A 25,817-nucleotide genomic window follows, 5' to 3' on the forward strand; every position below is an offset into this window, starting at 1 on the left:
CCACTTCCCGCCGGCCCGTGCAATGGCCGACATCCGTTTGGCCGTTAAGCCGCCCGATGTGGCGAGAAAAAGACGCAACGCCCGCGAATGGCTGCAATGATTTTGTGTTCGTGCTCGGCGCTGCTGCCGCATTGCCGACAACAGAATTAACTGCGATCCTCGAACACGGCTTGAAACAGAGGGAAACGGTTAATGCCCCATGCCACGACCAGGGACGGCGTCCGCATCTATTTCGAGGAGGCGGGCCAGGGAACGCCGATACTTTTTCTGCACGAGTTCGCGGCGGACTACACCAATTGGGAGCCGCAGATGCGCTACTTCTCGCGTGGCCATCGCTGCATCACCTATTCGGCGCGCGGCTACACGCCGTCGGACGTGCCTGACGGCGAGGTCTACACCTACACGCATTTCTACACCGATGCGCTTGCGGTGCTCGATCATCTCGGCATCGAGCGCGCGCATCTCGTCGGTCTTTCGATGGGCGCCTATTCCTCGTTGCAGATCGGGTTGAACGCGCCGCAGCGCGCACTGTCGATGACGCTGGCCGGCGTCGGCTCCGGCTCGGAGCTCGAGAACCTGGAGACCTGGCGCACGCAGTGCCGCGCCAATGCCGAGCAGTTCGAGACGCTGGGATCGGTGGAAGTCGCGAAAGTCACGCGCGAGGCGCCGAGCCGGATTCCGTTCCTGGTGAAGGATCCACGCGGGCATGCCGATTTCTACGCCGCACTGGCGCGGCACGATGCCCTGGGATCGGCGCGCACCATGCGCGGATTCCAGGGCGGCCGTCCCTCGATCTACACGATGACGGACGCGATCAGAGGCGCGGCAACACCCGCGCTGATCATCTGCGGCGACGAGGACGAGCCTTGCGTGGGCGCCAGCCTATTCCTGAAGAAGCACCTGCCCGCGGCGGGGCTCGCGATGTTTCCGAAGTCCGGCCACGTGCTGAACCTGGAGGAGCCCGCGCTGTTCAACGAGAGTGTCGAGCGGTTCGTGACGCTGGTGGAAGCAGGACGTTGGCCGGTGCGGGACCCGCGGTCGCTGGTTTCCCACTAGCTGTCATTCCGGGATGCGCCGAAGGCGCAGGCCCGGAATCCATCGGGCTGCAGGCGCTGTTGGACGATGGATTCCGGGCTCGATGCTTCGCATCGCCCCGGAATGACGGAGGGAAACTACTTCCCCCCGCCGCGGCTCAGCAAGAACACCGCCTGCTCGCCGAACATGTTCCACACCCACCAGGGCAGGTTCAGCGGCACCGGGCGGCCGTAGAGATCGAGCGCGACTGAGCGCTCCATCTTCACGTTGATCTCATCGCAGAGCTGCACGAAATCCTTGATGGTGCAAAAATGGATGTTGGCGGTGTCGTACCAGGTCGCCGGCAGATTCTCCGTGCGCGGCATGTGGCCGCCGATCAGGAGCTGGAGTCGCATCTTCCAGAACCCGAAATTCGGGAACGAGACGATGGCGCGGCGGCCGATGCGCAGCAGGTTCTCCAGCACGACCTTCGGCTGCCGCGTCGCCTGCAGCGTCTGCGACAGGATCACGTAGTCGAAGGCATCGTCCGGATAGTTGACGAGATCGGTGTCGGCATCGCCCTGCACCACCGCGAGCCCCTTGGCGACGCAGCGGTTGACGCCCTCGCGCGACAATTCGATGCCGCGGCCGTCGATGCCGCGGGTCTCCAGCAGCTGAAGCAGATCGCCGTCGCCGCAGCCGACGTCGAGCACCTTCGAGCCCGGCTTGACCATCTCGGCGACCAGCCGATGATCGGCGCGATAATCACCGGACGGCCTGGCCGCAACGCCGTCCAGCGGCAGCACTTCCTGCACGGACATCGCTAACGGTCCTCGAGGTTGAGCCCGCGCGCCTTGCCAGCCGATTGCAGGAAGGCGCGGGAGATGTCGAAGAATTCGGGCACGTCGAGCAGGAAGGCGTCGTGGCCGCGATCGGTCTCGATCTCGGCGAATGACACGCGCGCGCTCGAAGCGTTCAGCGCGTGCACCAGCGCGCGCGATTCCGCGGTCGGAAACAGCCAGTCGCTGGTGAAGGAGACCACGCAGAAGCGGGTCTTGATGCCGGCGAACGCCTTGGCCAGCACGCCGCCATGGTCGGCGCCGATGTCGAAATAGTCCATCGCCCGCGTCAGGTAGAGATAGGAATTGGCGTCGAACCGCTCGACGAAGGACGAGCCCTGGTAGCGCAGATAGGATTCGACCTGGAAATCGGCGTCGAACGAGAAGGTCGGCAGCTCGCGGTCCTGCATGCGCCGGCCGAACTTGCGGTGCAGCGCCGCGTCCGAGAGATAGGTGATGTGCGCCGCCATCCGCGCCACCGCGAGCCCGCGATGCGGATGGATCCCGCGATCGGCATAGCCGCCGCCATGCCAGTCGGGGTCGGCCATCACGGCCTGGCGGCCGAGCTCGTGGAAGGCGATGTTCTGCGCCGAGTGCCGCGTCGCGCAGGCGATCGCCAGCGCGGAGTACACGCGGCTAGGATAGGCCGCGGTCCATTGCAGCACCTGCATGCCGCCCATCGAGCCGCCGACGACGGCAAACAGCGTGTCGATGCCGAGCCGGTCGATCAGCATCGCCTGCGCGCGCACCATGTCCGGAATGGTGATGACGGGGAAGTCCAGGCCCCAGACCTTGCCGGTGGCGGGATTGATCGACGCCGGCCCGGTCGAGCCCATACAGCCGCCGATCACGTTGGAGCAGATGATGAAGTAGTGCTTGGGATCGATGGGTCGGCCGGGACCGACCAGCGTCTCCCACCAGCCCGGCTTGCCGGTGACGGGATGTACGTTGGCGACATGCTGGTCGCCGGTCAACGCATGACAGATCAGCACGGCGTTGGAGCGATCGGCATTGAGCTCGCCATAGGTCTGGTAGGCGATCTGGAACGGGGTGAGATCGACGCCGCAATCGAGCCGCAGCGGCTGCTCGGTGCCGAAATGCGCAACCAGCGAGCTTGGATGATCCACCTCGTGCGACCGCTCGTCGGCGCTGATCGCAGGACTCGGTATCGACTTGACGCTACCCATCTCGGACATCGACCTCGTTTGCGACTGGCTGCTCGACCGCGCCGCTGACATCAGGCCATGAAAAACCCGGCCTGAACGATAGGTTCGGCCGGGATCGGAAGCGTCCCCGGCCTGTTTAGCGAGTTTTTTAACGTGGCTGCAAGCCGGCCGGCTCAAATGACCACGGAACGGGCAAAAGCTACCGTCTTGGGCGGTTTTCGTCAAGTCGCGGCCCGGATCGGCCCAATTCGCCTCTGCCGCGACGCCCGCAAAGCACGTCATTTCTCTTTGCTTTCGCCGCCCCGACTGCCTAATCAGGATATCCCCCACCGGAACGATCGACGACCAGACATGTCCCAACGTCCGCCCGCGCCACCATCGCTTCAGGAACTGCGCAAGGAGATCGACGCGATCGACGAGGGCATGCATCGCCTCCTCATGCAGCGCGGCGAGATCATCGATCGCCTGATCCAGGTGAAGCAGACCCAGGAGGTCGGCTCGGCGTTCCGTCCCGCGCGCGAGGCTGCCATGATGCGCGAGATCGTGCAGCGTCATCGCGGCATCCTGCCGCTCGACACGGTCGAGAGCATCTGGCGCGTCATCATCTCGACCTTCACTTACGTACAGGCGCCGTTCTCGGTGCATGCCGACATCTCGGCCAGCGAGGCGGCGATGCGCGATTCCGTGCGCTTCAATTTCGGCTTCACCGTGCCTTACGTCGCGCATTTCAGCGCACAGGCCGCGGTCGAGGCGGTAGCGAAATCCAAGGGTGATCTGGCAATGGTCTCGGCGACCTCGAGCCGCACGCCATGGTGGCTGGAGCTGGAGGCCGACGGCGCACCGAAGATCATCGCGCGGATGCCCTTCATCGAGCGTGCCGATCATCCGGCCGCCTTGCCGGTGTTCGCGATCTCGCGCGTCGCCGACAGCGCCCTGGTGACGGAGGTCGAGACCTTCAGCGTGCGCGTCTCGGGATGGAACGCCGAGGTCGCCCGCGCGCTGTCGCCGCTCGCCGAGATCGTGGCCGTGCCTGATACCGCCTTCGACGGCGCGGCGCTCTTGGTCTCGGTCACCGGCGCGACCAGCATCGACAAGATCAGGGCTGCCCTGATCGAGGCGGGGGCCTCGGTGCGCTCTGTGGCCCTCGTCGGCAGCCACGCAACGCGCTATACGGTGCCCCCGACCGGGCCGAAATCGTAAAATCGCGAGCAGCCCAGCCTATCCGGAGTCCAAGATGTCCCGCCCCGTGCCGAATCCCGGCATTCTCGATATTGCGCCCTACACGCCCGGCAAGAGCCCGGTGCCAGAGCCGGGCCGCAAGGTGTTCAAGCTCTCGGCCAACGAGACGCCGTTCGGGCCCTCGCCCAAGGCGATCGAGGCATTCAAGCGCGTGGCAGATCATCTGGAAGACTATCCGGAAGGCACCTCGCGCGTGCTGCGCGAGGCGATCGGCCGCTCGTTCGGGCTCGATCCCAATCGCATCATCTGCGGCGCCGGCTCGGACGAGATCCTCAATCTGCTCGCGCACACCTATCTCAGCCAGGGCGACGAGGCGATCTCGACGACACACGGCTTCCTGGTCTACCCGATCGCGACGATGGCGGTCGGCGCCAGGAACGTCATCGCCCAGGAGACCAACCTCACCGCCGACGTCGACGCCATCCTGAAGGCCGTGACGCCGAAGACGAAGCTGGTCTGGCTCGCCAACCCCAACAACCCGACCGGCACCTATCTTCCGTTCGACGAGGTCAAGCGGCTGCGCGCCGGCCTGCCCTCGCACGTGCTGCTGGTGCTGGACGCCGCCTATTGCGATTACGTCTCGCGCAACGACTATGAGATGGGGATCGAGCTTGTCGCCACCACCGAGAACACGGTGGTGACGCACACCTTCTCCAAGATCCACGGTCTTGCCGCGCTGCGCATCGGCTGGATGTTCGGGCCCGAGCACGTCATCGACGCGGTCAATCGCATCCGCGGTCCCTTCAACGTGTCGACGCCGGCGATGTATGCCGCGGTCGCCGCGATCGAGGATACCGCGCATCAGGCGATGTCGAAGCAGTTCACCGAGACCTGGCGCAACTGGCTCACCGAGGAGATCGGCAAGCTCGGGCTGAAGGTGACGCCGAGCGTCGCCAATTTCGTGCTGATCCACTTCCCGACCGATAAGGGCAGGACCGCCGATGACGCCGATGCCTTCCTGACCAGGCGGGGGCTCGTGCTGCGCGGCTTGAAGAATTACGGCCTGCCGCATGCGCTGCGCATGACCATCGGCACCGAGGAGGCCAACCGCCTCGTCGTCGAAGGCTTGCGCGACTTCATGGGCGGCAAATGAGCGCGCAGGCGCACTTCCAGCGCGTGGCGCTGATCGGCTTCGGCCTGATCGGCGGCTCGATCGCCCGCGCTGCGAAGCTCCAGGGGCTTGCCGGTGAAATCGTCACCACCGCACGCTCGGAGAAGACACGCGCGCGTGTCGCCGAGCTCGGCATCGTCGATCAGGTGGTGGCGACCAATGCGGAGGCCGTGAGGGATGCCGATCTCGTCATCCTCTGCATTCCCGTCGGCGCCTGCGGACCCGTAGCGCAGGAGATCGCGCCGCATCTCAAGCCGGGTGCGATCGTCTCCGACGTCGGCTCGGTCAAGGGCGCTGTGGTCCGCGACATGGCCCCGCATCTGCCGGGCGGCATTCATTTCGTGCCGGCGCATCCGGTGGCGGGCACCGAGCATTCCGGCCCGGATTCGGGCTTTGCCGAGCTCTTCATCAACCGCTGGTGCATCCTGACCCCGCCTGATGGCAGCGACGCAGCGGCGACCGATCACCTGCGCGCGTTCTGGGCGGCGATGGGCGCCAAGGTCGAGGTGATGACGCCGGATCATCACGACCTCGTGCTCGCCATCACCAGCCACCTGCCGCATCTGATCGCCTACACCATCGTCGGCACCGCCGACGAATTGGCGCAGGTGACGGAATCCGAGGTGATCAAATTCTCCGCCGGCGGTTTTCGCGATTTCACCCGCATTGCGGCGTCCGATCCGACGATGTGGCGCGACGTCTTCCTCGCCAACAAGGAGGCCGTGCTGGAGATGCTCGGCACCTTCACCGAGGATCTCGCCAAACTCACCCGCGCGATCCGCCGCGGCGACGGGGAGGCGCTGTTCGACCACTTCACCCGCACCCGCGCCATCCGCCGCGGCATCGTCGAGATCGGCCAGGATTCCGCCGCGCCCGATTTCGGCCGCCAGCATGGCGCGCTGAAGAAGCCGTGAGCCTGTAGCCCGGACAAAGCTGCGTAGCCCGGATGGAGCACAAGCGTAATCCGGGACAGTGCCAGCTGTGATCAAGAACCCCGGATTGCGCTGCGCTCCATCCGGGCTACGGGAGCCAACTAATACAGCGGCGGGATCTGGCCGACCTTGACCGGGCCGAGCAGCACGGCACCGTCGACGAATTTCAGCGGGAAGCTCCGCGCTTTCTTGCCTTCCAGCGTGCTCTCGGTACCGATCGAATTGATGCCGGCGGCAACGCCGGCATTGGCGTTCTGCTTGATGACCTTGCCGAGGCCCGGCACGGCGCGGTCGAGCGCGCCGAACAGATTATTCAGGTCCTGCGACTTCACGCCGGGCGCGAGGCGATCGAGCGTTGCCTGCGGTACGCCCTCCTCCAGCATCTTCTCGATGCCGAGCGCCGGGATCACGCGCTCGAGGCCGGTCACCGTCATCTGCAATTCGCCGTCGAGCCGGCCGTTGGGCGACAGGCCGAGCGTGCCGGCCGCGACCGCGATCATCTCGCCCTGTTGAATGCGCGACTGCACGATCTCGATGTGACCGCCGGCGGCCTGGATCTCGCGGAAGCGCTGCGGCCACGGTTTGGGCGTGAGGTCGGAGAGGCCGGTGATCTTGGCGCGGGTGTCCGCCTCGAACGGCTCGGCGAGCAGCGGATGCACGCCCTGGATGCTGCCCTGCGCGACATGGAGCACGGTCTCGATCACCGGATGATCGGCCGGCGAGCCATCGGCAAGGCGCCCGTGCAGCTCAACCTGCTTGGCGCGCGCAAGCGGCACCTGCACGCTGCCATCGAGACGGTTGAGGCTGGGGTCGTCGAACACGATGGAAGCGCGATCCGGCACAGCCGGCAGACCCGCCACACTGGCGCGGCCCTTGCTCCAATTCACGGTGAAGGTGTTTTGCGTAATGCCGTCGATCAGCGTGGCGGGCGCTGCGAATTCGGCGATGATGCGCTTGGGGTCGTAGACCTGGGCCACGACCAGGATGTTGTCGAGCTTGGCCGTGAACGGCGTCTTGCTCGCGTTCTGCGAGACCAGGGCGACGCTGGCGCCGGAGCACTGGACCTCGAAGCGGAACGGGAAGCCGGCGATCGAGCGCTTGGCACAATCATAGATGCGGCCGGCCTTGGCCTCCTGCGCCCGCCAGGCGTCGGCGACGATTTCGGCCTGCCACGCCGCATAGAACCAGAAGCAGGTCCAGCCGACGGCGAGGACCAGGACGAGAACGGGGGCGATGAAAAGGCCCCAGCGGGAGCGGCGGCCAGTGGCAACGGTCATATTGGACATGCGGCGACCCTTTGACGCCAGATTCAGGCAAATGTAAGCGGGGCGGGCCTGCGACGAAAGGCGCAGAAATCGCTTCGCTTGGGCGCAGGGTTCTGGTAGCCGTCCCCGAAATGTCCGAAATCACCCTCCCCTCCGTCACCACAGCCAAGGGCGACCTCTGGGTGTTCGGCTACGGCTCGCTGATGTGGCGGCCGGGCTTCGATTTCGAGGAGCGCGTCCCGGCGCGGCTGGTCGGCGAGCATCGCGCGCTCTGCGTCTATTCCTTCGTGCATCGCGGCACGCCGGAGAAGCCGGGCTTGGTGCTCGGACTAGACCGCGGCGGCGCCTGCCGCGGCATCGCCTTCCGCGTCGCCGAGAAGAACCGTGCCGAAGTGGTCGCATATTTGCGCGCACGCGAGCAGGTCACCTCGGTCTATCGCGAGGTGATGCGCTCGGTGTGGCTGGAGAACGATGCACGCCAGCGCGTCGCCGCTCTCGCTTACGTCGTCGACCGCGGTCATGTGCAATATGCCGGCCGCCTCTCGCTGGCCGAGCAGCACCGCCATGTCGTCCAGGGCCACGGCCAGTCCGGCGCCAACCGCGACTACGTCACCGCGACGGTGAAGGCGATCGAGGCCGAAGGCTTTCGCGACACGCAGCTGCATCAGCTTGCATTGATGCTGCACGGTGATGCGCATTCCCTGCACGCGGCGGCTCGGGACCAGGATCGGGAAAGCCGCTAAAGCATGATCCGGAAACGTGCGAAGCGGTTTTCCGAAAAGATCATGCGTAATTCATCCCAATCTCATCGCGCTTTAGCCGGTCGGCGCGTAGCTCGGCGCCGAGCCGATCAACTGCTCCTGCTCCTTCCGTCCTGCTTCGACGAGCCGGGCGGTCGCGTCCTCGATCGCCGCTTGCACGCGTGCGAGAAACTCGTCCTTCGGCAGGCCCGGCGGCAACGGTTCGAGAAACTCGACCACCAGCGTGCCCGGATAGCGCATGAAGGTGCGGCGCGGCCAGAACAGGCCGGAATTGAGCGCGATCGGCAGGCACGGCACGCCGCAGGAGGAATAGATCTGCGCAAAGCCGGTCTTGTAATCGGGCGGCGCGCCCGGCGCACGGCGCGTGCCTTCCGGAAAGATCACGAGCTGCTTTCCACTGCGCACCGCCTCGCGCGCGCGCCGCGTCATCTCGAGCAGCGCCTTCACGCCGGCATTGCGGTCGATCGCGATCATCCCGGTCTTGACCAGGAACTGACCGAACACCGGGATCTGCATCAGCTGGCGCTTGAGGATGAAGATCGGCCGGTTGAAGAAACCCGGCAGCACGAAGGTCTCCCAGAACGACTGATGCTTGGCCACGATCAGCAGCGGTCCTGTCGGGATCTTCTCCACCCCGCGGAATTCCACCTTGATGTTGCATACCAGGCGCATCAGGACCAGCGTGGCCTTGGCCCACCATTGCGCCACCGTCAGCATGGCGCGCGGCGGCAATGCAAAGGTCGGCAGCGCAACGATCGCCAGACAGACCAACACGGCATAGAACAGCACGTTGAATACGAGCGATCGCAGGAAAATCAGGAACATCGATGGTCCGATCAATTGGCCTGCGCGGTGGCGGGCCGCTTCGGTTGCTGACCTGCAGGCTGCTCCGACATCTCGGGCCAAAGGTCAATCCCGAAATCCTCCAGCCGCACCCTGAGCTCGGCCGCAACGTACTTGACGTATTCGGACAGGAGCAGCCGCAGCGTCGAGCCTGAGATCCACCACGGCTCCTCGCGCCATTTTTCGCCGACCACCGCGAACGGGATCAGCGTCGTCCGCGGCATCGCATGCGAGAATTCCACCAGCGCGCGCGGCATGTGATAGTTCGAGGTGACCACGATCAGAGACGTAAACCGGCGTCCCTCGGCCCAGCGCCGCGCCTCCGCCGCGTTGCCGCGGGTCGTGAGCGCGGTGCGGTCGAGGTCGACGCAACAGGTCATGAAGGACTGATTCTCCGGCAAGGTGCGGGAGATGTCGTTCGCCGTCGAGGTCGGATGCACGCCGGAAATCAGGAGCCGCCTGCCGTAGCCGGCAGCCAGCAGCTCCATCGCGTCCGATACCCGCGAGGAGCCGCCGGTCAGGACCACGATGCCGTCCGCCTTGCGATCGGGTACTTTCTCGGCCCCGCGCAATTGCGCCAGGAACGCAATGAAGCCCGCCGCCGCGCCGACGAAGGCGAGCGCGATCGTCGACACGATTGCCGCGCGCAGCCAGCCGCGCGGCAGTTTCGGCGATCGATCGTCGGTCGGCGAGCTCATGCGATGTCGGTGATCCCTTCCCGATCTGATTTTATGACGTTTTGAGGCGAAGTGGAGTCCGGTTTCTTCACCCTCTCCCCTTGTGGGAGAGGGTCGCATAGGCGGCCGCCGGCCGCCGTTCTTAAGAATGCCGATGCTTTGCATCGGCTATGGCGAAAGCGGCGAGACGGGTGAGGGGTTCTCTCCGCGCATTCACCTCGACATCTGTACGCGTGGACAGAACCCCTCCTCCGGCGCTTCGCGCCACCTTCTCCCACAAGGGGAGAAGGGAAGAAAAGAAACTCAATCAACATCATTCAATGTCGCGAACAGCGTTTGGCGCGAGGCGACTGCGGTAATGGCGCCGATCAGGACGGCCTGAACCGCGAGCACGATGTAGCCGGAAGGGCGCAGCGAGAAGGTGCCGAGCAGCGCGGCGAACTGGTCGCCGACGGGAGTCCCGGAAAACCAGCCTGCGATGGACTCGGAGAAGCCGAACATCAGCATGGCGGCACCGCCGCCGATCACGCCGCCCTCCAGGCCCAGCCTGAGGAAATGACGCAGGAAGTGGTTGGCGATGTAGCGGTCGCCGGCGCCAACGAAATGCAGCACCTCGACGATCGGACGGTTCGCCGCCATTGCGCCGCGCGTCGCGAACGACACCGAGATGATGGTTGCGACGATGACGAGCGCGAGGATGCCGAGGCCGGCCAGCACGGTGGCGTTCGTCATCAGGCGCATGCGCTCGATCCAGGCGCGGTGATCGTCGACGCTGGCGCTAGGGGCGACCTGCGCCACGCGCGCGCGCAAGGCGCCGAGATCGAGCGGCGTGCCCGGCTGCACGCGCGCGATGATCATGCGCGGCACCGGCAGATCGTCCATCGACAGGCCGGTGCCGAGCCAGGGCTCGAGCAGCTTGCCGCTCTCGTCCCTGGTGAACGGCTTGACCTCGACGATACCGGCTTGCGTGCGCATCGCTTCCGCCACGGCGGCGGTGTCGCGCTCGAGATCGCGGCCGGCCTGCGGACGAATCTGGATGGTGATTTCGCTCGCGACATCCGATTGCCATTCGGCGGCGGAGGCACTCACCAGCAGCACCGTGCCCGTGGCCATCGAGGCGAGGAACGTCATGATGGCGACCACCGCGAGCAGCGCTCTGCCGTGGATCGAGGCGCGCGGCACGATCGGCGACATGTTGCGCGCCTTGGCCGGAAGCTGCGGACGCTCCTGCCCGAGATCGACCAGCACGCCGCGCTCGTCCAGCCTACTCATAGACGTGCAGCCGTCCCTGGTGCAGCACCAGGCGCCGCGCCTCGTACTGGTCCATCAGGCCGACGTCGTGGGTGGCGATGATGACGGCGGTGCCTGATTTGTTGAGCTCGATGAAGAGTCGCAGCAGGCGGCGGCCGAGCGTCGGATCGACGCTGCCGGTCGGCTCGTCCGCGAGCAGCAGCTGCGGCCGCGAGATCACGGCGCGCGCGATCGCGGCGCGCTGCTTCTCGCCGCCTGACAGGATCGGCGGCAGCGCGTCCATGCGGTCGCCGAGGCCGACCCAGCGCAACAGATCGATCACCTCCTTGCGGTAGCTCGACTCGCTGCGGCCCATGACGCGGAACGGCAGCGCGACGTTCTCATAGGTCGTCATGTGATCGAGCAGGCGGAAATCCTGTAGCACGATGCCGATGCGCTTGCGCAGGTCTGCGATCTCGTCCTTGCCGAGCTGCGAGATGTCGTGGCCGAACAGGTTGACGAGGCCCCGCGTCGGTCGATGCGACAGGAACAACAGGCGCAGCAGGGACGTCTTGCCGGCACCTGACGGCCCGGTGAGAAACTGGAAGGAATGCGCGGGGATCTGGAAGGTGAGGTCGCGCAAAATCTCCGGCCCCAGACCGTAACGCAATCCGACATTTTCGAACCGAACCAAGCTCAGCTCCGTTCGAGAGGGGGCGCGGGCCGCATTGCGGCGGTCCGCCATACGCGATCAACGGGTTTTGCCGCCGTTATGGTTTCCGGTTCGTTAACGGTCGCCCAGTAGCATAAGGGGCGCCCGGTCTCCGCGACCGTGGCATCGTCAAGACCTTCGTTCATGCATCAAGGCTCGTCCATGCATATCGTCTGCCCCCATTGTATGACATCCTACGCCATCAAGCTCGCGAGCCTTGGGGCGAACGGGCGGGCGGTCCGCTGCTCCCGCTGCAAGGAGACCTGGATCGCCCACGCCGAGGATGCCATCGAGGAGGCGTCCGTTCCGGCCATGGCCGCGGCCAGCCGAGCCGACGACCAGTCCGACCTCGCCGAACAATGGAACTCCTATGCCAAGGACGACGGCGCCACTGATACGCCGGTCGTCGATAGTCCCTCGATCGCCAGCGACTGGCCGGATGAGGAGACCCGCGAGACCGAGGACGAATGGTCGGCAGCGGCCCGGCAGGCCGAAGAGGAGGCCGCCGGCGCGCAACACCAGTCCTGGTTCCGCAGCCTGTTCCCCCGCCGCGGCGCGCGGGTGAGCCGCCCGGTCGCCACCACAGCTCCGCGCAAATCCTATCTTGGCCTGCCGACCGCCTGCGCCGCGATGGGCGCGCTGGTGCTGGCACTGGTGCTCTGGCGCGGCGACGTGGTGAGGCTGCTGCCGCAGACGGCAGCGTTCTACAAGATGGTCGGGCTCGAGGTGAACTTGCGGGGTCTCGCCTTCAAGGACGTCAAGCTCTCCAGCGAGACCGTGGACGGTAAACAGGTGTTGGTGATCGAGGGCGTCATCGTCGGCGAGGGCAAGAAGCCGCTCGACATTCCGCGGCTGCGTTTTGCCGTGCGCGACGCCCAGGGCGCGGAGATCTATGCCTGGAATGCGGTGCTGGAGCAGACCGTGCTGCGGCCAGGTGAGCGCGCCTTCTTCCGCTCGCGCCTGGCCTCACCGCCGCCGGAAGGCCGCAACATCGACGTTCGTTTCTTCAACCGGCGCGACATTGCCGGCGGCAGCGTATAATCGCCCCCCAGGGGAGGTTGATACCAAGGTTCGTCTCATGCCGAAGATCTTGATTGCCGACGACGAGGATTCGATGCGCGCGCTGGTGGCGCGCGCCATTGCCATGGACGGCCACGAGACCGTCACCGCCCAGGACGGCGCAGAGGCGCTGGAGATCCTGACCCGCGAGGATGGCGCCTTCGACCTGTTGCTCACCGACATCCAGATGCCGGTGATGGACGGCATCGCGCTGGCGCTCTCCGCGGCGCGCGATTTTCCCGACCTGACCATCCTGCTGATGACCGGCTTTGCCGACCAGCGCGAGCGCGCCTCGAACCTGAACGCGCTGGTGCATGACGTCGTGACCAAGCCGTTCTCGGTCGCCGATATCCGCACGGCGGTCGCCGATGCGCTGGCGGCGAAGAAGGGCTAGCGTCGGCGGTATCCCCACATCGTCATTGCGAGCGCAGCGAAGCAATCCAGACTGCCGTTGCGGAAAGGCTCTGGATTGCTTCGCTGCGCTCGCTATGACGCAAACTGTGGCGCGATCGTAGCCCGCATCAGCTCAGCGATATGCGGGAACAATGCCCCGGATGTCGCTGCGCTCATCCGGGCTACGAGACCTGAGCCGTCCCTCAAAACTCCTTCAGCAGCCGCTCGAGATAATCGAGCTCGATCTGCGGCCGCGAGGGATCGCCGAGACGGCGGCGGAGCTCTTCGAGAATGCGGCGGACACGCTGCGTGTCGATCTCGCCGGGAATCTTGACCGTGTAATCGTCGCCATATTCGCGCCCATGCAGCGGCCGGCCGAGCGGATCGGTCTGGTTGCCGCCGCTCTGCTGCCGGCCGGCACGCTGGCCGGGGCCGTCGCCCTGGCCGTCGCCATCGCCCTGCTGCATCGCCTCGGCCATCTTCTGCGCACCCTTGCGCATGGCGTCGAGTGCCTTGCCCTGCGAGTCCACGGCGCCGTCGGCATTACCCTCGCCGAGCTTTGATCCGGCATCGCCCATGGCACCGTCGGCTGCATCCAGGCTGCCGTCATCGCCCTGGTCGCCATCCTGATCGCCGTTCTGGCCGGGCTGGCCCTGCTCGCCTTGCTGACCCTTCTGGCCCTGCTGGCCCTGCTGACCCTTCTGCCCCTTCTGGGTGAGGCCGCGCTTGGCAAGCTCGTCCTGCAGCTTCTTCAGGCGGTCGCGCAGTCCCTGCTGGTCCTGCTGCAGCTCCGACATGGACTGATCGCCCTGCTGCTGCTTGCCGCGCGAGCGGTCGCGCCGGGAATCCTGGCCCTGCTTGAACGTCTTGTCGCGCAATTGCTGCTGCTTGCGGATCATGTCGCCGAGCTCATTGAGCGCCTGCTCCATCTCGCTCTCGCCGGACTGTCCCGGCTGCGCCATCTGCAGGCCTTCCAGCATCTGCTGGAGCTGGTCGAGCAATTGCTTGGCGGCATCCTTGTCGCCGGAGCGCGACAGGCGCTCCATCCGGTCGATCATGTTCTGCAGATCCTGCTGGCGCAGGACCTTGGTGTTCGGATCGAGCGGCCGCGCCAGCTGCTGCGGGTCATTGTTGTTGCGGAACTGCTCGGCGAGCTGGCGCATGAAATCGTTCAGCGCCTGACGCAGATCCTGCGTGAGCTTCTTGATCTCCTCGTCGCTTGCGCCGCGCTCCAGCGCCTGCTTCAGCGCCTCCTGGGCCGCGCGCAACGCCTTCTCGACGTCGGAGATCTTGCCGTCCTCGATCGTCACCGCAAGCGCCCACAGGCTCGCCACGACCTCGCGCAAGGCATCGTCGGTACGCGCCGCTTCGAGCTGCCGGGCCACGCTGTGCAGGCCGAGATATTGTCCCGGCTCCGGCGTGAACATCTCGGGCGCGATCATCAGCCCGTCGAGCGCGGCATAGACGTCCGAATTCTTGTTGGCGTCGAGCGCGAGGATGCGGCGCTGCTCGATCAATGCACGGGCCAGCGGCTTGGTGAAGAGCCGCTCGGGCAGGCGCATGTTGAACGGCTCGCTGGCGGCCTCGTTGCCGGCCTCGTCCTTGGCCGTGAGCGTCAGCGTGACCTCGGCGCCGGCATAGGGATCCTCGCTGAGATCCTTCACGGATTGCCCGACGCCGTTGCGGGTGCGCGCATTCGGCAGGGCGAGCGGGAATTTCGGCGGCTGGAACAGCGGCCGCGGCGCCGTCCTGCTGTCGCCATCACCGGCGGCGGCCTTCGGACCATCCTTGGCACCATCTTTGGCGTCGGTCGGCCGCGGGGCGAATTTCGCCTCGGCGCCGGTGACGCCGTAATCGTCCTCGATCTTGTAGGAGAGCTGGAGCGCGCCGCGCGCCTGGCGCTCCGGGTCCTTCGCGAGCGCGATCGTCGGCGGACGATCCGGCGTGGCGGCGAAGGCCCATTGCGGCTGGCCGGAGGGCGCCCGGACATGCGCGGTGCCGTCGCCGGAAATCGCGAAATGCCTTTCGTTGGTCCCCTTGGGGCTGGCTTCGGCCGGGGCGACCTCCTTGAGGCCGCCGGAGACGGCGACATCCAAATTGCCGCCGGAAGAGCGCACGATCAGGGTCGAGCCGGCGGGAACGGCAAGCGGGCCGCCGGCGGGCAGCGCCGCGGCTTCCTTGTTGGCGGCCGACAGGATGACCGGCGGCCTGCCGGTGTAGAGCGGCGGCGTGACCCAGGCATCGACGCGAACATTGGCCGGCGCCAGCACCCCGTTCCAGTCGAAGGCGGCGCCAAGGCGCATCGCACGCTCGTCACCCGCGGCAAAGAAGGTCGCGACCAGCATCACCATCACGAGGGCACGCAGCGCCCAGGGGTCGTGAAGCGCGAGCCGGGGCTGCGGCACACCGGCGCGGATGCGCTTGATGGAGGCGAGCGTGCGCTCGCGCTGCGCCTGCCACAGCGCCTGCGCGACCGGGTCCTGTGAGGTCAGCGTGTCCGTGAGCGCGGTGGCCGGGCGGTGCCGGATGCCGGAGCCACGGTCGAGCCGAGCCAGCGCTTCCTCGCGGCTCGGCCAGCGGAAGCGAATCAGCGGGAACAGGGCGGCCGCCGCGATCGCGGCGAAGAGGGCGAGACCGACGGCCCTGGCCGTGAACGGCAGCGCCAGCCAGAGGCCGGCCCAGGACACCACCAGGAACAGGCCGACGACGGTCAGAAGGCGCGCCGCATTGGGCCAGGCACGCTCCCACGCGATGGCATAAGTTGCCCGATCAAGGGCCTGCGCCAGCTTCAGCCGCGACAGCGCATCGCCGTTGCGGATCGGGTCTGACGGCTCGGGGGGGACGCCGTTCAATCAACTCTCCAGGTTGCCCGGTAGAGCAGAGCCTATCACAACGGCAGCACTGAGGCATCCGTTCCCGTACGGGAGCGCCTCCTTTTCCCGCATAACACGAGGACGTGACTGGCCGGGTGCAACCCCGTAATTTCCGCGCGCCAATCTCGAGGGAAACGAAGGAAACGCCATGGACAAGAAGATGCACGACAAGGGCCTGGAAGTCCGCAAAGCTGTGCTGGGCGAGGCCTATGTCAACAACGCCCTGAAGAACGTCGACGATTTCAACCGCCCGTTCCAGGAGATGCTCAACGAATATTGCTGGGGCACGGTGTGGGGCCGCGAGGAGCTGCCGCGCAAGACCCGCAGCATGCTCAACATCGCCATGATCGCGATCCTCAACCGTCAGCACGAGTTTCGCGCGCACCTGAAGGGCGCGCTGACCAACGGCGTCACCCGCGAGGAGATCCGCGAGATCCTGATGCAGGTCGCGATCTATGGCGGCATGCCCGCCGCGGTCGACAGCTTCCGCATCGCGCGCGAGGTGTTCGCAGAGATCGACGGGAAGGCGTGAGACCCAGCGCCAATCTCAACTGTCGTCCCGGGGCGCGCGAAGCGCGAGCCCGGGACCCATAGCCACAGGACGATGTTGCTACGACGACTCGGAGCGGCGCCTTTGCGGGACGATTCCTCCTTGTTGTGGTTATGGGTCCCGGACCGGCGCGCGCTTTAGGGCGCGCTTGTCCGGGACGACATCGGTGTGCGCGTTTTCAACAACAACCAAAGGGAAACACCATGGACATCGGATTCATCGGGCTCGGAAACATGGGTTTCCCGATGGCGCGGCGGTTGATCGAGGCGGGGCACAGGCTCGTCGTATTCGACACGCGCAAGGAGGTCATGGACAAGCTAGTCGCGCGCGGTGCCACTGCCGCGTCGTCGCCGAAGGACGTCGCTGACCAGGTCGAGACCGTGATGGCGAGCCTGCCCTCGCTGCAGGCTTCCCTGGACGTTGCCACCGGCGCTGGCGGCGTGATCGAGGGCACGCGTGCCAAACGTTTCGTCGATCTCTCAACCGTCGGCTCGGCGATGGCCGCGAAGATTCACGGGCTGCTCAAAGAGCGCGGCATCGTGCAGATCGACTGTCCCGTCTCCGGCGGCGTTGGCGGCGCCGAGAAGGGCACGCTTGCCGTGATGGTGTCAGGCCCGAAAGCCGAGTTCGCGCTGCTCAAGCCTGCGCTCGAGGTGATCGGAAAGGTGTTCTTCATCGGCGAGAAGCCGGGCGCGGCGCAGACCATGAAGCTCGCCAACAATTTCCTGTCGGCCACCGCGATCGTGGCGACGTCGGAAGCCGTGGTGATGGGCGTGAAGGCCGGGCTCGATCCCGCCGTGATGATCGACGTCATCAATGCGGGCTCGGGCATGAACACCGCGAGCCGCGACAAGTTTCCGCGCGCGGTGCTGCCGCGCACCTTCGACTTCGGCTTCGCCACGGGATTGATGGTGAAGGACGTGCGGCTGGCACTGGAGGAGATGACGCAGCTCGGCCTGTCGATGGAGGTCGCCGACGCGGTCGGGCGGCTGTGGGAGACCGTGATCCGCGCAGAAGGCGCCGAGTCCGATTTCACCGCGGCCATCAAGCCGATCGAGAAGAAAGCGGGTGTGATCGTAGGCGGAAAAAACTGACGTTCAGCGAAATAGCGCGGTCGTGCTGAATCTGCTCGACAGTTCAAGCGGTTTTGCCCGACGGCCACGCATCATTCCGAAACCCCGGTCTACTGTGCATGGGGTTGTTTTGCAGGTTTTGGTAGCGGCCTCACAGCCACGGCGCCGGCGTGTCCATTGCAATGAGCTGCTCCACCTCGATGCGCGGGCGCACCACGGCGTATTGGTCGCCCTTCACCAGCACCTCGGGCACCAGCGGCCGGGTGTTGTAGGTGCCGGCCTGCACGGCGCCATAGGCACCGGCGGTCATGATGGCGAGGAGATCGCCGGGCGCGGGCGTCGGCAGCGTGCGGTCGAGGGCGAGATAATCGCCGGTCTCGCAGACCGGGCCGACGACATCGGCCTTGATGGTGGCGGCGCCCTTGGCCGGCTGCTTCACCGCCAGGATGTCGTGATGCGCCTCGTACAGTGTCGGGCGGATCAGGTCGTTCATGGCCGCGTCGATGATGACGAAATTCTTGCCGTCGCCGTGCTTCACATAGATCACCTTGGCGACCAGGATGCCGGCATTGCCGACGATCATGCGGCCCGGCTCGAACATCAGCGTGCAGCCGAGATTGTGGCTGACGCGCCTGACCATGGCGGCATAGGCGGCGGGCGCCGGCGGCGCCTCGCGATCCATGTAATAGGGGATGCCGAGACCGCCGCCGAAATCGACGTGGCTGATGTCGTGGCCGTCCGCCCGAAGCGTCTGCACGAATTCGGAGAGGATGCGGAACGCGGTCTCCATGCCGGACAGGTCGGTGATCTGGCTGCCGATATGCACGTCGGTGCCGGTCACCTTGATTCCGGGCAGCTTCGCCGCGCGCGCATAGACCTCGCGGGCATGCACGATCGGGATGCCGAACTTGTTCTCGGACTTGCCGGTGGAGATCTTTGCGTGCGTGCCGGCATCGACGTCGGGATTGACGCGGAGCGAGATGCGCGCGGTCTTGCCCATCTCGGTCGCCAGGCGCGACAGTAGTTCGAGTTCCGGCTCGGATTCGACGTTGAGGCAGAGGATGTCGGCGGCGAGCGCCGCGCGCAGCTCTGCCTCGGTCTTGCCGACGCCGGAGAAGACGATCTTGCTGGCGGGAATGCCGGCGGCCAAAGCGCGCTTCAGCTCGCCGCCCGAAACCACGTCGGCGCCGGCGCCGAGCTTGGCCAGCGTCCGCAGCACCGACTGGTTGGAGTTCGCCTTCATGGCGTAGCAGACCAGCACCTTCTCGCCGGCAAAGGCCTCGGTGAAGACGCGGTAATGCCGCTCCAGCGTTGCGGTCGAATAGCAGTAGAACGGCGTGCCGACGGTGGCGGCCAGCTCGGACAGGTTCACCGCCTCGGCGTGCAGCACGCCGTTGCGATAGTCGAAATGGTTCATGGCGCAGGCTCGGTTGTCCCGGCTTATTTCTTGCCGGGAGGTTCGTCCAGGAGCGGGTCGAGAATAAACGATTTCTTCCGGCCCTTGGCCGCCGCGGGCGCGGCATCCGCGCTGGCCGTGGGTTCGAACAGGCTCGGCGCCTTCTGGGCCGCGGTCTCGGGCTCGACGGGTGCGGCGCCGGTGGCTGCGGGGGCGTTGGAGGCGGTCGGCGGCAGATCCAGCGGGCCCTTGCGGCCGCAACCTGCAAGCGCGAGCGCCGTCAGGCTCAAGACAATGATGGCCCACCCCGAGCCGGCCGGGCGAAACTTTGACGTCACGACGAAAATCCCCACTACGCGCGGCGCACCATACAGAGATTGGCGCGTTCTGGCGAGAGCCGGATGACCATGAAACATAAGCGAAATTTTGCCCTCAGCCCAATTTTCGCTCTTTTTCCAGCCGCTTCGCCCAGGCCTTGGCCTGGGACGCCACGTTCTTCGGCGCGGTGCCGCCAAAGCTGGTGCGGCTCTTCACCGACGATTCGACCGACAGCACGCCGAGCACGTCCTTGGTGATTTTGGGCTCGATCGCCTGCATTTCCTTGAGCGGCAGCTCGTGCAGCGCGACGCCCCCCTCGGCGGCCTTGGCGACGATGCGGCCCGTGACGTGGTGCGCCTCGCGGAACGGCATCTTCAGCGTCCGCACCAGCCAGTCGGCGAGGTCGGTCGCCGTGGCATAGCCCTCGCCCGCGGCCGCCTTCATCTTGGCTTCGTCCGGAACGAGATCACGGACCATGCCGGTCATGGCGCGGATTGCCAGCGACAGCGCGGCAAAACCCTCCATGGCGCCCTGCTTGTCCTCCTGCATGTCCTTTTGATAGGCGAGCGGCAGGCCCTTCATGACGATCAGGAGGCCGTTGAGCGCGCCGATGACGCGGCCGGTCTTGGCGCGCACCAGCTCGGCGGCATCCGGGTTGCGCTTCTGCGGCATGATCGAGGATCCCGTGGTGAACTTGTCGCTGAGCCGGATCATGCCGACCAGCGGCGAGGTCCAGATCACGATCTCCTCGGCAAAGCGCGACATGTGCACGGCGCAGATCGAGGCGGCCGACAGCGTCTCCAGCACGAAATCGCGGTCGGAGACGGCATCGAGCGAGTTCGCCATCGGGCGGTCGAACAGGAGCGCCTTCGCGGTGGCATGGCGGTCGATCGGGAACGAGGTGCCGGCGAGCGCAGCCGCGCCCAGCGGCGATTCGTTCAGGCGCTTGCGGGCGTCCTGGAAGCGGCCGCGGTCGCGCGCCGCCATCTCGACATAAGCCAGCAGGTGATGGCCGAACGTGACGGGCTGCGCCGTTTGCAGATGCGTGAAGCCGGGCATCACGGTTGCGGCGTGCTCCAGCGCGCGGTCCACCAGGGCCTGCTGGAACGCGGCGAGCGCGGCATCGGTCTCGTCGATGACGTCGCGGACGAACAGACGGAAGTCGGTGGCGACCTGGTCGTTGCGCGAACGCGCGGTGTGCAGCCTTCCGGCGGCCGGGCCGATCAGCTCCGACAGGCGGCTCTCGACATTCATATGGATGTCCTCGAGCGCGCGCTTGAATTCGAAGCCGCCCTTGCCGATCTCTGACAGGATTGTGTCTAGACCCTTGCCGATATTTTTCGCATCAGAAGCCGTGATGATGCCCTGATTGGCCAACATCGCGGCGTGGGCCTTGGACGCGGCAATGTCCTGGGCGAAGAGGTGACGATCGACGTCGATGGAGACGTTGATCTCTTCCATGATCTCGTCGGGGCGTTCCGAGAACCGGCCGCCCCACATCTTGTTGCTCATGATCCCCTGCTCACGCCTGATTTGCCGCACGTTTGCTGGCCGCGGCCAGCCGTATTAAGAGGCCCCTGATAGCCATATCTGCGACCGGATGACAAACGATATGCTCGACCAGAAGCCCTCCGCCACGCGCCGCATCCCCTTCGTCATCGCCGCCGTGGCGATCGTCGGGCTGGCCGGCTTCGCCGCGCTGTACGGGCTCGGCCCGAGCCGGGCGCCCTTGGGCGATCCGACCTGCAAGGCGGCGGTGGCGACGGCGCAGAAGATCGCCCCGCTCGCCCATGGCGAGGTGGCGGCGCTGACCATGGCGAGCGCCCCGCTGAAGCTGCCCGACCTCACCTTCGAGGATGCCGAGGGCAAGCCGAAGAAGCTGTCCGACTTCCGCGGCAAGACCCTGCTGGTGAACCTCTGGGCCACCTGGTGCGTGCCCTGCCGCAAGGAGATGCCGGCGCTGGACGAGCTCCAGGGCAAGCTATCGGGCCCGAATTTCGAGGTGGTGGCGATCAACATCGACACCCGCGACCTGGAGAAGCCGAAAACCTTCCTGAAAGAGGCCAACCTGACCCGGCTCGCCTATTTCAGCGACCACAAAGCCAAGGTGTTCCAGGATCTTAAGGCCGTGGGACGGGCACTGGGCATGCCCACCTCCGTGCTGGTCGACCCGCAGGGGTGTGAAATCGCGACGATCGCGGGGCCGGCGGAATGGGCGAGTGAGGACGCGCTCAAGCTGATCCGCGCGGCAACCGGCAAGGCCGCCGCGGCGCTTTAAGGGTTTAGGCCGTCACATTGAGATTGCCGCCGACGCCGGGGGCGACATTGGCGAGCGAGGGCTGGCCGGTGCCGAGCAGCGTCAGGACGGTGGATTTCTCCATATCCGCGTTCTGCTTGGTCAGCGTCGCCGCGATATTCGACTGCAGCGCGCCTTGCTGTGCGGCCAGCATGCTGCTGACCATTGCCATCATGTCCATTACGCGAACCCTCGTACCGGCCGTAACCTAGGCGCGAGAGGTTAACGCGACATGAATTGTCATGGAGCAGTACGGGCAATCGTGTCCCGGACAAGGGGCGGCACGCAAGTGACGCACCGCAGAGCCGGGACCTAGCCTTCAGCGCGCGGCTCCTGGGCCTCGGCTCTGCAGCGCTCCGCGCTGCGTCCGGGGCACAAGACCACCTTACCGCGTCGGCACCGGCTTGGCGCCGCGGTAGTCGTAGAAGCCGCGCTGGGTCTTGCGGCCGAGCCAGCCGGCCTCGACGTATTTGACCAGCAGCGGGCACGGGCGGTACTTGGAGTCGGCCAGCCCCTCGTGCAGCACCTGCATGATGGAGAGGCAGGTGTCGAGCCCGATGAAATCGGCAAGCTCGAGCGGACCCATGGGATGGTGGGCGCCCAGTTTCATCGCCGCGTCGATCGCCTCGACGTTGCCGACGCCTTCATACAGCGTGTAGATCGCCTCGTTGATCATCGGCAGTAGGATGCGGTTGACGATGAAGGCCGGGAAATCCTCGGAGACCGCGACCTGCTTGCCGAGCTTGCCGACGAATTCCTTGGCGGTCTCGAAGGTGGCGTCGTCGGTGGCGATGCCGCGGATCAGCTCGACCAGTTCCATCAACGGCACCGGATTCATGAAGTGAATGCCGATGAAGCGTTCCGGGCGGTCGGTGGCGGCGGCGAGGCGCGTGATCGAGATCGAGGACGTATCGGAGGCGACGATCGCCTCCGGCTTCAATACGGCGCAGAGCTCGTGGAAGATCTTGCGCTTGACCTCTTCCTTCTCGACCGCGGTCTCGATGACGAGGTCGCAATCGGCGAGATCGTCCAGCTTCTCGGCTAGCTTGATACGCGCAATCGCCTTGGCCCTGTCGTCCTCGGTGACGGCCTTCTTGGAGACCTGACGCGCCAGATTGCCGTTGATGGTGGCCATGCCCGACTTGAGGCGGTCGGCCGAAACGTCGTTGAGCACCACGTCGAAGCCAGCGAGCGCCGCGACATGCGCGATGCCATTGCCCATCTGACCCGCGCCGATCACGCCGACCTTCTTGATCACTGCCGCCATATTGTCATCCACCGGAACGGCGCGCGGGGGGCGCGCCCTGCCTTTTCCCCTCGAGCCGGGAGGTCCGATTTAATCAGAACCTTGGCTCGAAACCTAGATTGGATCGCCTCCAAGGCGCGCCCCACGCCAAAGAAAACGCCTCTGAAACGCAACACCGGCCGGAGTTTATACCTCCGGCCGGTGTTTTCGATGCCTTTTACTTGCCGAGCTTGCCGAGTTCGGCGGTCAGCTCCGGAACCGCCTGGTAGAGATCGGCGACCAGGCCGTAGTCGGCGACCTGGAAGATCGGCGCGTCCTCGTCCTTGTTGATCGCAACGATCACCTTGGAGTCCTTCATGCCGGCCAGATGCTGGATCGCGCCGGAAATGCCGACCGCGACATAGAGCTCGGGGGCCACCACCTTGCCGGTCTGGCCGACCTGCCAGTCGTTCGGCGCATAGCCGGCATCGACCGCGGCGCGCGAGGCACCGACACCGGCCCCAAGCTTGTCCGCGAGCGGCTCGATGTACTTGGCAAAGTTCTCGCGGCTCTGCATGGCGCGGCCACCGGAGACGATGATCTTGGCCGAGGTCAGCTCGGGGCGATCGCTCTTGGCGACTTCCTCACCGACGAAAGTCGACAGGCCCGGATCGGCCGCCGCCGCCACGGTCTCGACCGGGGCGCTGCCGCCCTCGCCTGCTGCGGCGAAGGTCGAGGTGCGGACCGTGATGACCTTCTTGGCGTCCTTCGACTTCACCGTCTGGATGGCGTTGCCGGCGTAGATCGGGCGCTCATAGGTATCGGGCGCGACCACCTTGGTGATCTCCGAGACCTGCATGACGTCGAGCAGAGCGGCGATGCGGGGCATCACGTTCTTGAAGCGCGAGGTCGCCGGCGCGACGATGGCGTCATAGCCGGACGCCAGCGACACCACCAGCGCAGCCAGCGGCTCGGCCAGATCGTGCGCGTAGAGGTCGCCATCGGCGAGCAGCACCTTCTTCACGCCAGCGAGCTTGGCAGCGGCATCCGCCGCGGCCTTGGCGTTCTGGCCGGCGACCAGCACCTCGACATCCGCGCCAAGCGCGGCGGCTGCGGTCAGGGCCTTGTTGGTGGCGTCCTTGAGCGACGCATTGTCGTGTTCGGCAATCAGAAGCGTCGTCATCAGAGCACCCCGGCTTCGTTCTTGAGTTTCGACACCAGCTCGGCGACGTCCTTGACCTTGACGCCGGCCTTGCGGCCCGCGGGCTCAGCCGTCTTCAGAACTTCGAGGCGCGCGGCGATGTCGACGCCGTAATCGGCGACCGTCTTCTCCGCGATCGGCTTCTTCTTCGCCTTCATGATGTTGGGCAGCGAGGCGTAGCGCGGCTCGTTGAGGCGGAGATCGGTGGTGATGATCGCCGGTCCCTTCAGCTTCACGGTCTGCAGACCGCCATCGACTTCACGCGTCACCTTGAAGTCGGTACCTTCGACCTCGAGCTTGGAGGCGAAGGTCGCCTGCGACCAGCCGAGCAGCGCGGCCAGCATCTGGCCGGTCTGGTTCGAGTCATCGTCGATCGCCTGCTTGCCGAGAATGATCAGGCCCGGCTGCTCTTCGTCCGCAACCTTCTTCAGGATCTTGGCGACGGCGAGCGGCTCGACGGTGCCGTCCGCCTTCACCAGGATGCCGCGATCGGCGCCCATGGCAAGACCGGTGCGGATCGTTTCGGACGCCTGCGCAGGTCCAATCGAGACCACCACGACCTCGGTGGCCTTGCCGGCTTCCTTCAGGCGCAGCGCTTCCTCGACAGCGATTTCGTCGAAGGGGTTCATGGACATCTTGACGTTGGCGAGTTCAACGCCCGATCCATCGCCCTTGACGCGGACCTTGACGTTGTAATCGACCACCCGCTTTACCGGCACTAAGACCTTCATCGATCCTCTTTCACTCAATTTGGGAGGGGGGTTATCAACTGGCGCGGAACCTAAAGGCCCGATCTGCCCCGGTCAACGCGCGAACGGGTCTAATTTTGGCCTTCTGAAATGCGGGAGCGCGATGGGTCAGCGGTTCTGGCCGGGAACCCAGAGCACGTCGCCGGCGCCATTGCCGTTCACGACCCGGCTGGCCACGAAGAGAAAGTCGGACAGACGATTCATATATTGGATGCCAGCCGCGCTGACCGGCTCGCCCGGCTGGGCCGCCAGTTCCACGATCACGCGTTCCGCCCTGCGGCATATCGTGCGCGCCACATGCAGATGAACCGCGGCCGGCGTGCCGCCGGGAAGCACGAAGGAGGTCAGCGGCGCGAGCTTGTCGTTGAGCATGTCGATGTCGCGCTCGAGCCGCTCGACCTGGCTCGCCACCACCCGCAGCCGCTCGGCCTTGCCTTCCCGCTCCGGCACGGCGAGATCGGCACCAAGATCGAACAGATCGTTCTGGATGCGGCCGAGCATCGCATCGAGCTCGGGCATCTCCGCGGTGTAGAGCCTGACCACGCCGATCGCCGCGTTGGTCTCGTCGACGGTGCCATAGGCCTCGATTCGCAGATCGTATTTCGGACGCCGCTCTCCGGTTCCGAGCGCCGTCGTGCCATCGTCACCGGTCTTCGTGTAGATGCGGTTCAGCACCACCATGATCAGCGTCCCATCGCCCAGACCGCGAGCATCGCGACGATGATCGCCACGAACTGAAGCAGCACGCGCCAACGCATCAGCTTCTGCGAGGTGTTGGGCGAGCCGCCGCGCATCATGTTGATGAGCCCGAGCAGCAGCACCAGCGCCACGGCGCCGGCTGCGGCCGGCAGGATGAAAGTACTCAGAAAAGATGCCATTTGAGGGTAGATAACAC

General features: G+C 65.9%; 27 protein-coding genes and 1 riboswitch. Of the genes, 10 read left to right on the top strand and 17 right to left on the bottom strand.

From position 1 onward, the window contains the following. The first annotated feature begins 192 nt into the window (after positions 1–192). A complete protein-coding gene (locus N2605_RS31665) occupies positions 193–1,056 on the top strand; it encodes an alpha/beta fold hydrolase (protein ID WP_260344841.1) in 864 nt (287 codons plus the stop codon). Between the two features lie 116 nt (positions 1,057–1,172). On the opposite strand, the gene metW is transcribed toward N2605_RS31665, so the two are convergent. Together metW and metX are read right to left on the bottom strand one after the other, a co-directional pair. Then, complete coding sequence (gene metW, locus N2605_RS31670) at positions 1,173–1,835, bottom strand: methionine biosynthesis protein MetW (protein ID WP_035996939.1); 663 nt, start codon at positions 1,833–1,835, stop codon at positions 1,173–1,175. A 2-nt stretch (positions 1,836–1,837) separates the two neighbouring features. Next, positions 1,838–3,040, bottom strand: a complete 1,203-nt coding sequence (gene metX / locus N2605_RS31675) for a homoserine O-acetyltransferase MetX (RefSeq protein WP_260347527.1) — start codon at positions 3,038–3,040, stop codon at positions 1,838–1,840. A 94-nt stretch (positions 3,041–3,134) separates the two neighbouring features. After that, a riboswitch (SAM riboswitch) is annotated at positions 3,135–3,214 on the bottom strand. 156 nt (positions 3,215–3,370) lie between these two features. Between metX and N2605_RS31680 the strand changes: the two genes are divergently transcribed. The 3 genes from N2605_RS31680 to N2605_RS31690 are packed head-to-tail and all read left to right on the top strand — an operon-like array spanning position 3,371 to position 6,283. Beyond that, positions 3,371–4,219 carry a chorismate mutase gene (locus N2605_RS31680; protein ID WP_036040392.1) on the top strand — a complete coding sequence of 283 codons (849 nt, stop codon included), beginning with the start codon at positions 3,371–3,373 and terminating at the stop codon, positions 4,217–4,219. Positions 4,220–4,253: 34 nt separating this feature from the next. Continuing rightward, entirely contained in the window at positions 4,254–5,351 is a 1,098-nt protein-coding gene (gene hisC / locus N2605_RS31685; RefSeq protein ID WP_225152203.1) for a histidinol-phosphate transaminase, read from the top strand. Beyond that, on the top strand, positions 5,348–6,283 hold the full coding sequence (locus N2605_RS31690) for a prephenate/arogenate dehydrogenase family protein (RefSeq protein ID WP_109142252.1): 936 nt from the start codon (positions 5,348–5,350) through the stop codon (positions 6,281–6,283). Before hisC ends, N2605_RS31690 begins: the two co-directional genes overlap by 4 nt. Positions 6,284–6,402: 119 nt before the next feature. Here the strand turns inward: N2605_RS31690 and N2605_RS31695 are convergent, their stop codons facing one another. Then, positions 6,403–7,587, bottom strand: coding sequence for a DUF2125 domain-containing protein (locus tag N2605_RS31695; RefSeq protein WP_225128578.1), 1,185 nt, complete (start codon positions 7,585–7,587; stop codon positions 6,403–6,405). Between the two features lie 110 nt (positions 7,588–7,697). Between N2605_RS31695 and N2605_RS31700 the strand changes: the two genes are divergently transcribed. Beyond that, positions 7,698–8,309: a gamma-glutamylcyclotransferase gene (locus N2605_RS31700; RefSeq protein WP_109142250.1), complete on the top strand. Its 612-nt coding sequence runs from the start codon at positions 7,698–7,700 to the stop codon at positions 8,307–8,309. Between the two features lie 72 nt (positions 8,310–8,381). Here N2605_RS31700 and N2605_RS31705 read toward each other — a convergent pair whose 3' ends face one another. The 4 genes from N2605_RS31705 to ftsE all read right to left on the bottom strand — a co-directional run bounded on the left by N2605_RS31705 (position 8,382) and on the right by ftsE (position 11,771). Next, positions 8,382–9,152, bottom strand: coding sequence for a lysophospholipid acyltransferase family protein (locus N2605_RS31705; protein WP_035996922.1), 771 nt, complete (start codon positions 9,150–9,152; stop codon positions 8,382–8,384). 11 nt (positions 9,153–9,163) lie between these two features. Next, complete coding sequence (locus tag N2605_RS31710; protein WP_035996919.1) at positions 9,164–9,868, bottom strand: YdcF family protein; 705 nt, start codon at positions 9,866–9,868, stop codon at positions 9,164–9,166. Between the two features lie 282 nt (positions 9,869–10,150). Continuing rightward, positions 10,151–11,119 (bottom strand): cell division protein FtsX, encoded by a 969-nt coding sequence (locus N2605_RS31715; RefSeq protein WP_260344851.1) that lies wholly within the window; start codon positions 11,117–11,119, stop codon positions 10,151–10,153. Continuing rightward, the gene (gene ftsE, locus N2605_RS31720; RefSeq protein ID WP_260344852.1) at positions 11,112–11,771 is read right to left on the bottom strand and encodes a cell division ATP-binding protein FtsE; all 660 of its coding nucleotides are present in this window, start codon (positions 11,769–11,771) and stop codon (positions 11,112–11,114) included. Before ftsE ends, N2605_RS31715 begins: the two co-directional genes overlap by 8 nt. Before the next feature lie 180 nt (positions 11,772–11,951). Between ftsE and N2605_RS31725 the strand changes: the two genes are divergently transcribed. Together N2605_RS31725 and N2605_RS31730 are read left to right on the top strand one after the other, a co-directional pair. Continuing rightward, complete coding sequence (locus N2605_RS31725; protein WP_035996896.1) at positions 11,952–12,830, top strand: MJ0042-type zinc finger domain-containing protein; 879 nt, start codon at positions 11,952–11,954, stop codon at positions 12,828–12,830. A gap of 37 nt (positions 12,831–12,867) precedes the next feature. Then, positions 12,868–13,242 carry a response regulator gene (locus tag N2605_RS31730; RefSeq protein ID WP_035996894.1) on the top strand — a complete coding sequence of 125 codons (375 nt, stop codon included), beginning with the start codon at positions 12,868–12,870 and terminating at the stop codon, positions 13,240–13,242. A 202-nt stretch (positions 13,243–13,444) separates the two neighbouring features. On the opposite strand, the gene N2605_RS31735 is transcribed toward N2605_RS31730, so the two are convergent. Then, a complete protein-coding gene (locus N2605_RS31735) occupies positions 13,445–16,093 on the bottom strand; it encodes a TIGR02302 family protein (protein WP_260344854.1) in 2,649 nt (882 codons plus the stop codon). Positions 16,094–16,262: 169 nt separating this feature from the next. On the opposite strand from N2605_RS31735, the gene N2605_RS31740 reads away from it, so the two are divergent. Beyond that, complete coding sequence (locus N2605_RS31740; RefSeq protein WP_028134137.1) at positions 16,263–16,646, top strand: carboxymuconolactone decarboxylase family protein; 384 nt, start codon at positions 16,263–16,265, stop codon at positions 16,644–16,646. Positions 16,647–16,867: 221 nt separating this feature from the next. Then, complete coding sequence (locus tag N2605_RS31745; protein WP_225147394.1) at positions 16,868–17,758, top strand: NAD(P)-dependent oxidoreductase; 891 nt, start codon at positions 16,868–16,870, stop codon at positions 17,756–17,758. A 130-nt stretch (positions 17,759–17,888) separates the two neighbouring features. Here N2605_RS31745 and lysA read toward each other — a convergent pair whose 3' ends face one another. From lysA to argH, 3 genes are all read right to left on the bottom strand, one after another. Continuing rightward, a complete protein-coding gene (gene lysA, locus N2605_RS31750) occupies positions 17,889–19,154 on the bottom strand; it encodes a diaminopimelate decarboxylase (RefSeq protein WP_035996848.1) in 1,266 nt (421 codons plus the stop codon). Between the two features lie 23 nt (positions 19,155–19,177). Next, entirely contained in the window at positions 19,178–19,471 is a 294-nt protein-coding gene (gene lptM / locus N2605_RS31755) for an LPS translocon maturation chaperone LptM (protein WP_035996882.1), read from the bottom strand. Between the two features lie 94 nt (positions 19,472–19,565). Then, the gene (gene argH, locus N2605_RS31760; RefSeq protein ID WP_225128567.1) at positions 19,566–20,963 is read right to left on the bottom strand and encodes an argininosuccinate lyase; all 1,398 of its coding nucleotides are present in this window, start codon (positions 20,961–20,963) and stop codon (positions 19,566–19,568) included. Positions 20,964–21,063: 100 nt separating this feature from the next. Here argH and tlpA point away from each other — a divergent pair, with 100 nt between their 5' ends. Then, positions 21,064–21,729: a thiol:disulfide interchange protein TlpA gene (gene tlpA, locus N2605_RS31765; protein WP_035996879.1), complete on the top strand. Its 666-nt coding sequence runs from the start codon at positions 21,064–21,066 to the stop codon at positions 21,727–21,729. A gap of 4 nt (positions 21,730–21,733) precedes the next feature. Here tlpA and N2605_RS31770 read toward each other — a convergent pair whose 3' ends face one another. From N2605_RS31770 to N2605_RS31795, 6 genes are all read right to left on the bottom strand, one after another. Beyond that, positions 21,734–21,928 (bottom strand): glutathione S-transferase family protein, encoded by a 195-nt coding sequence (locus N2605_RS31770; RefSeq protein WP_036020754.1) that lies wholly within the window; start codon positions 21,926–21,928, stop codon positions 21,734–21,736. 204 nt (positions 21,929–22,132) lie between these two features. Next, a complete protein-coding gene (locus N2605_RS31775; RefSeq protein WP_036020751.1) occupies positions 22,133–23,014 on the bottom strand; it encodes a 3-hydroxybutyryl-CoA dehydrogenase in 882 nt (293 codons plus the stop codon). 196 nt (positions 23,015–23,210) lie between these two features. Further along, complete coding sequence (locus tag N2605_RS31780; RefSeq protein ID WP_036020748.1) at positions 23,211–24,155, bottom strand: electron transfer flavoprotein subunit alpha/FixB family protein; 945 nt, start codon at positions 24,153–24,155, stop codon at positions 23,211–23,213. Continuing rightward, entirely contained in the window at positions 24,155–24,904 is a 750-nt protein-coding gene (locus tag N2605_RS31785) for an electron transfer flavoprotein subunit beta/FixA family protein (RefSeq protein ID WP_109142244.1), read from the bottom strand. The genes N2605_RS31780 and N2605_RS31785 overlap by 1 nt, the downstream gene beginning before the upstream one ends. 126 nt (positions 24,905–25,030) lie before the next feature. Next, a complete protein-coding gene (locus N2605_RS31790; protein WP_260344863.1) occupies positions 25,031–25,603 on the bottom strand; it encodes a cob(I)yrinic acid a,c-diamide adenosyltransferase in 573 nt (190 codons plus the stop codon). A gap of 2 nt (positions 25,604–25,605) precedes the next feature. Next, on the bottom strand, positions 25,606–25,800 hold the full coding sequence (locus N2605_RS31795) for a twin transmembrane helix small protein (protein ID WP_036020744.1): 195 nt from the start codon (positions 25,798–25,800) through the stop codon (positions 25,606–25,608). Positions 25,801–25,817 lie beyond the last annotated feature (17 nt).

The organism is Bradyrhizobium yuanmingense, from assembly GCF_025200905.1.
GTDB lineage: Bacteria > Pseudomonadota > Alphaproteobacteria > Rhizobiales > Xanthobacteraceae > Bradyrhizobium > Bradyrhizobium yuanmingense.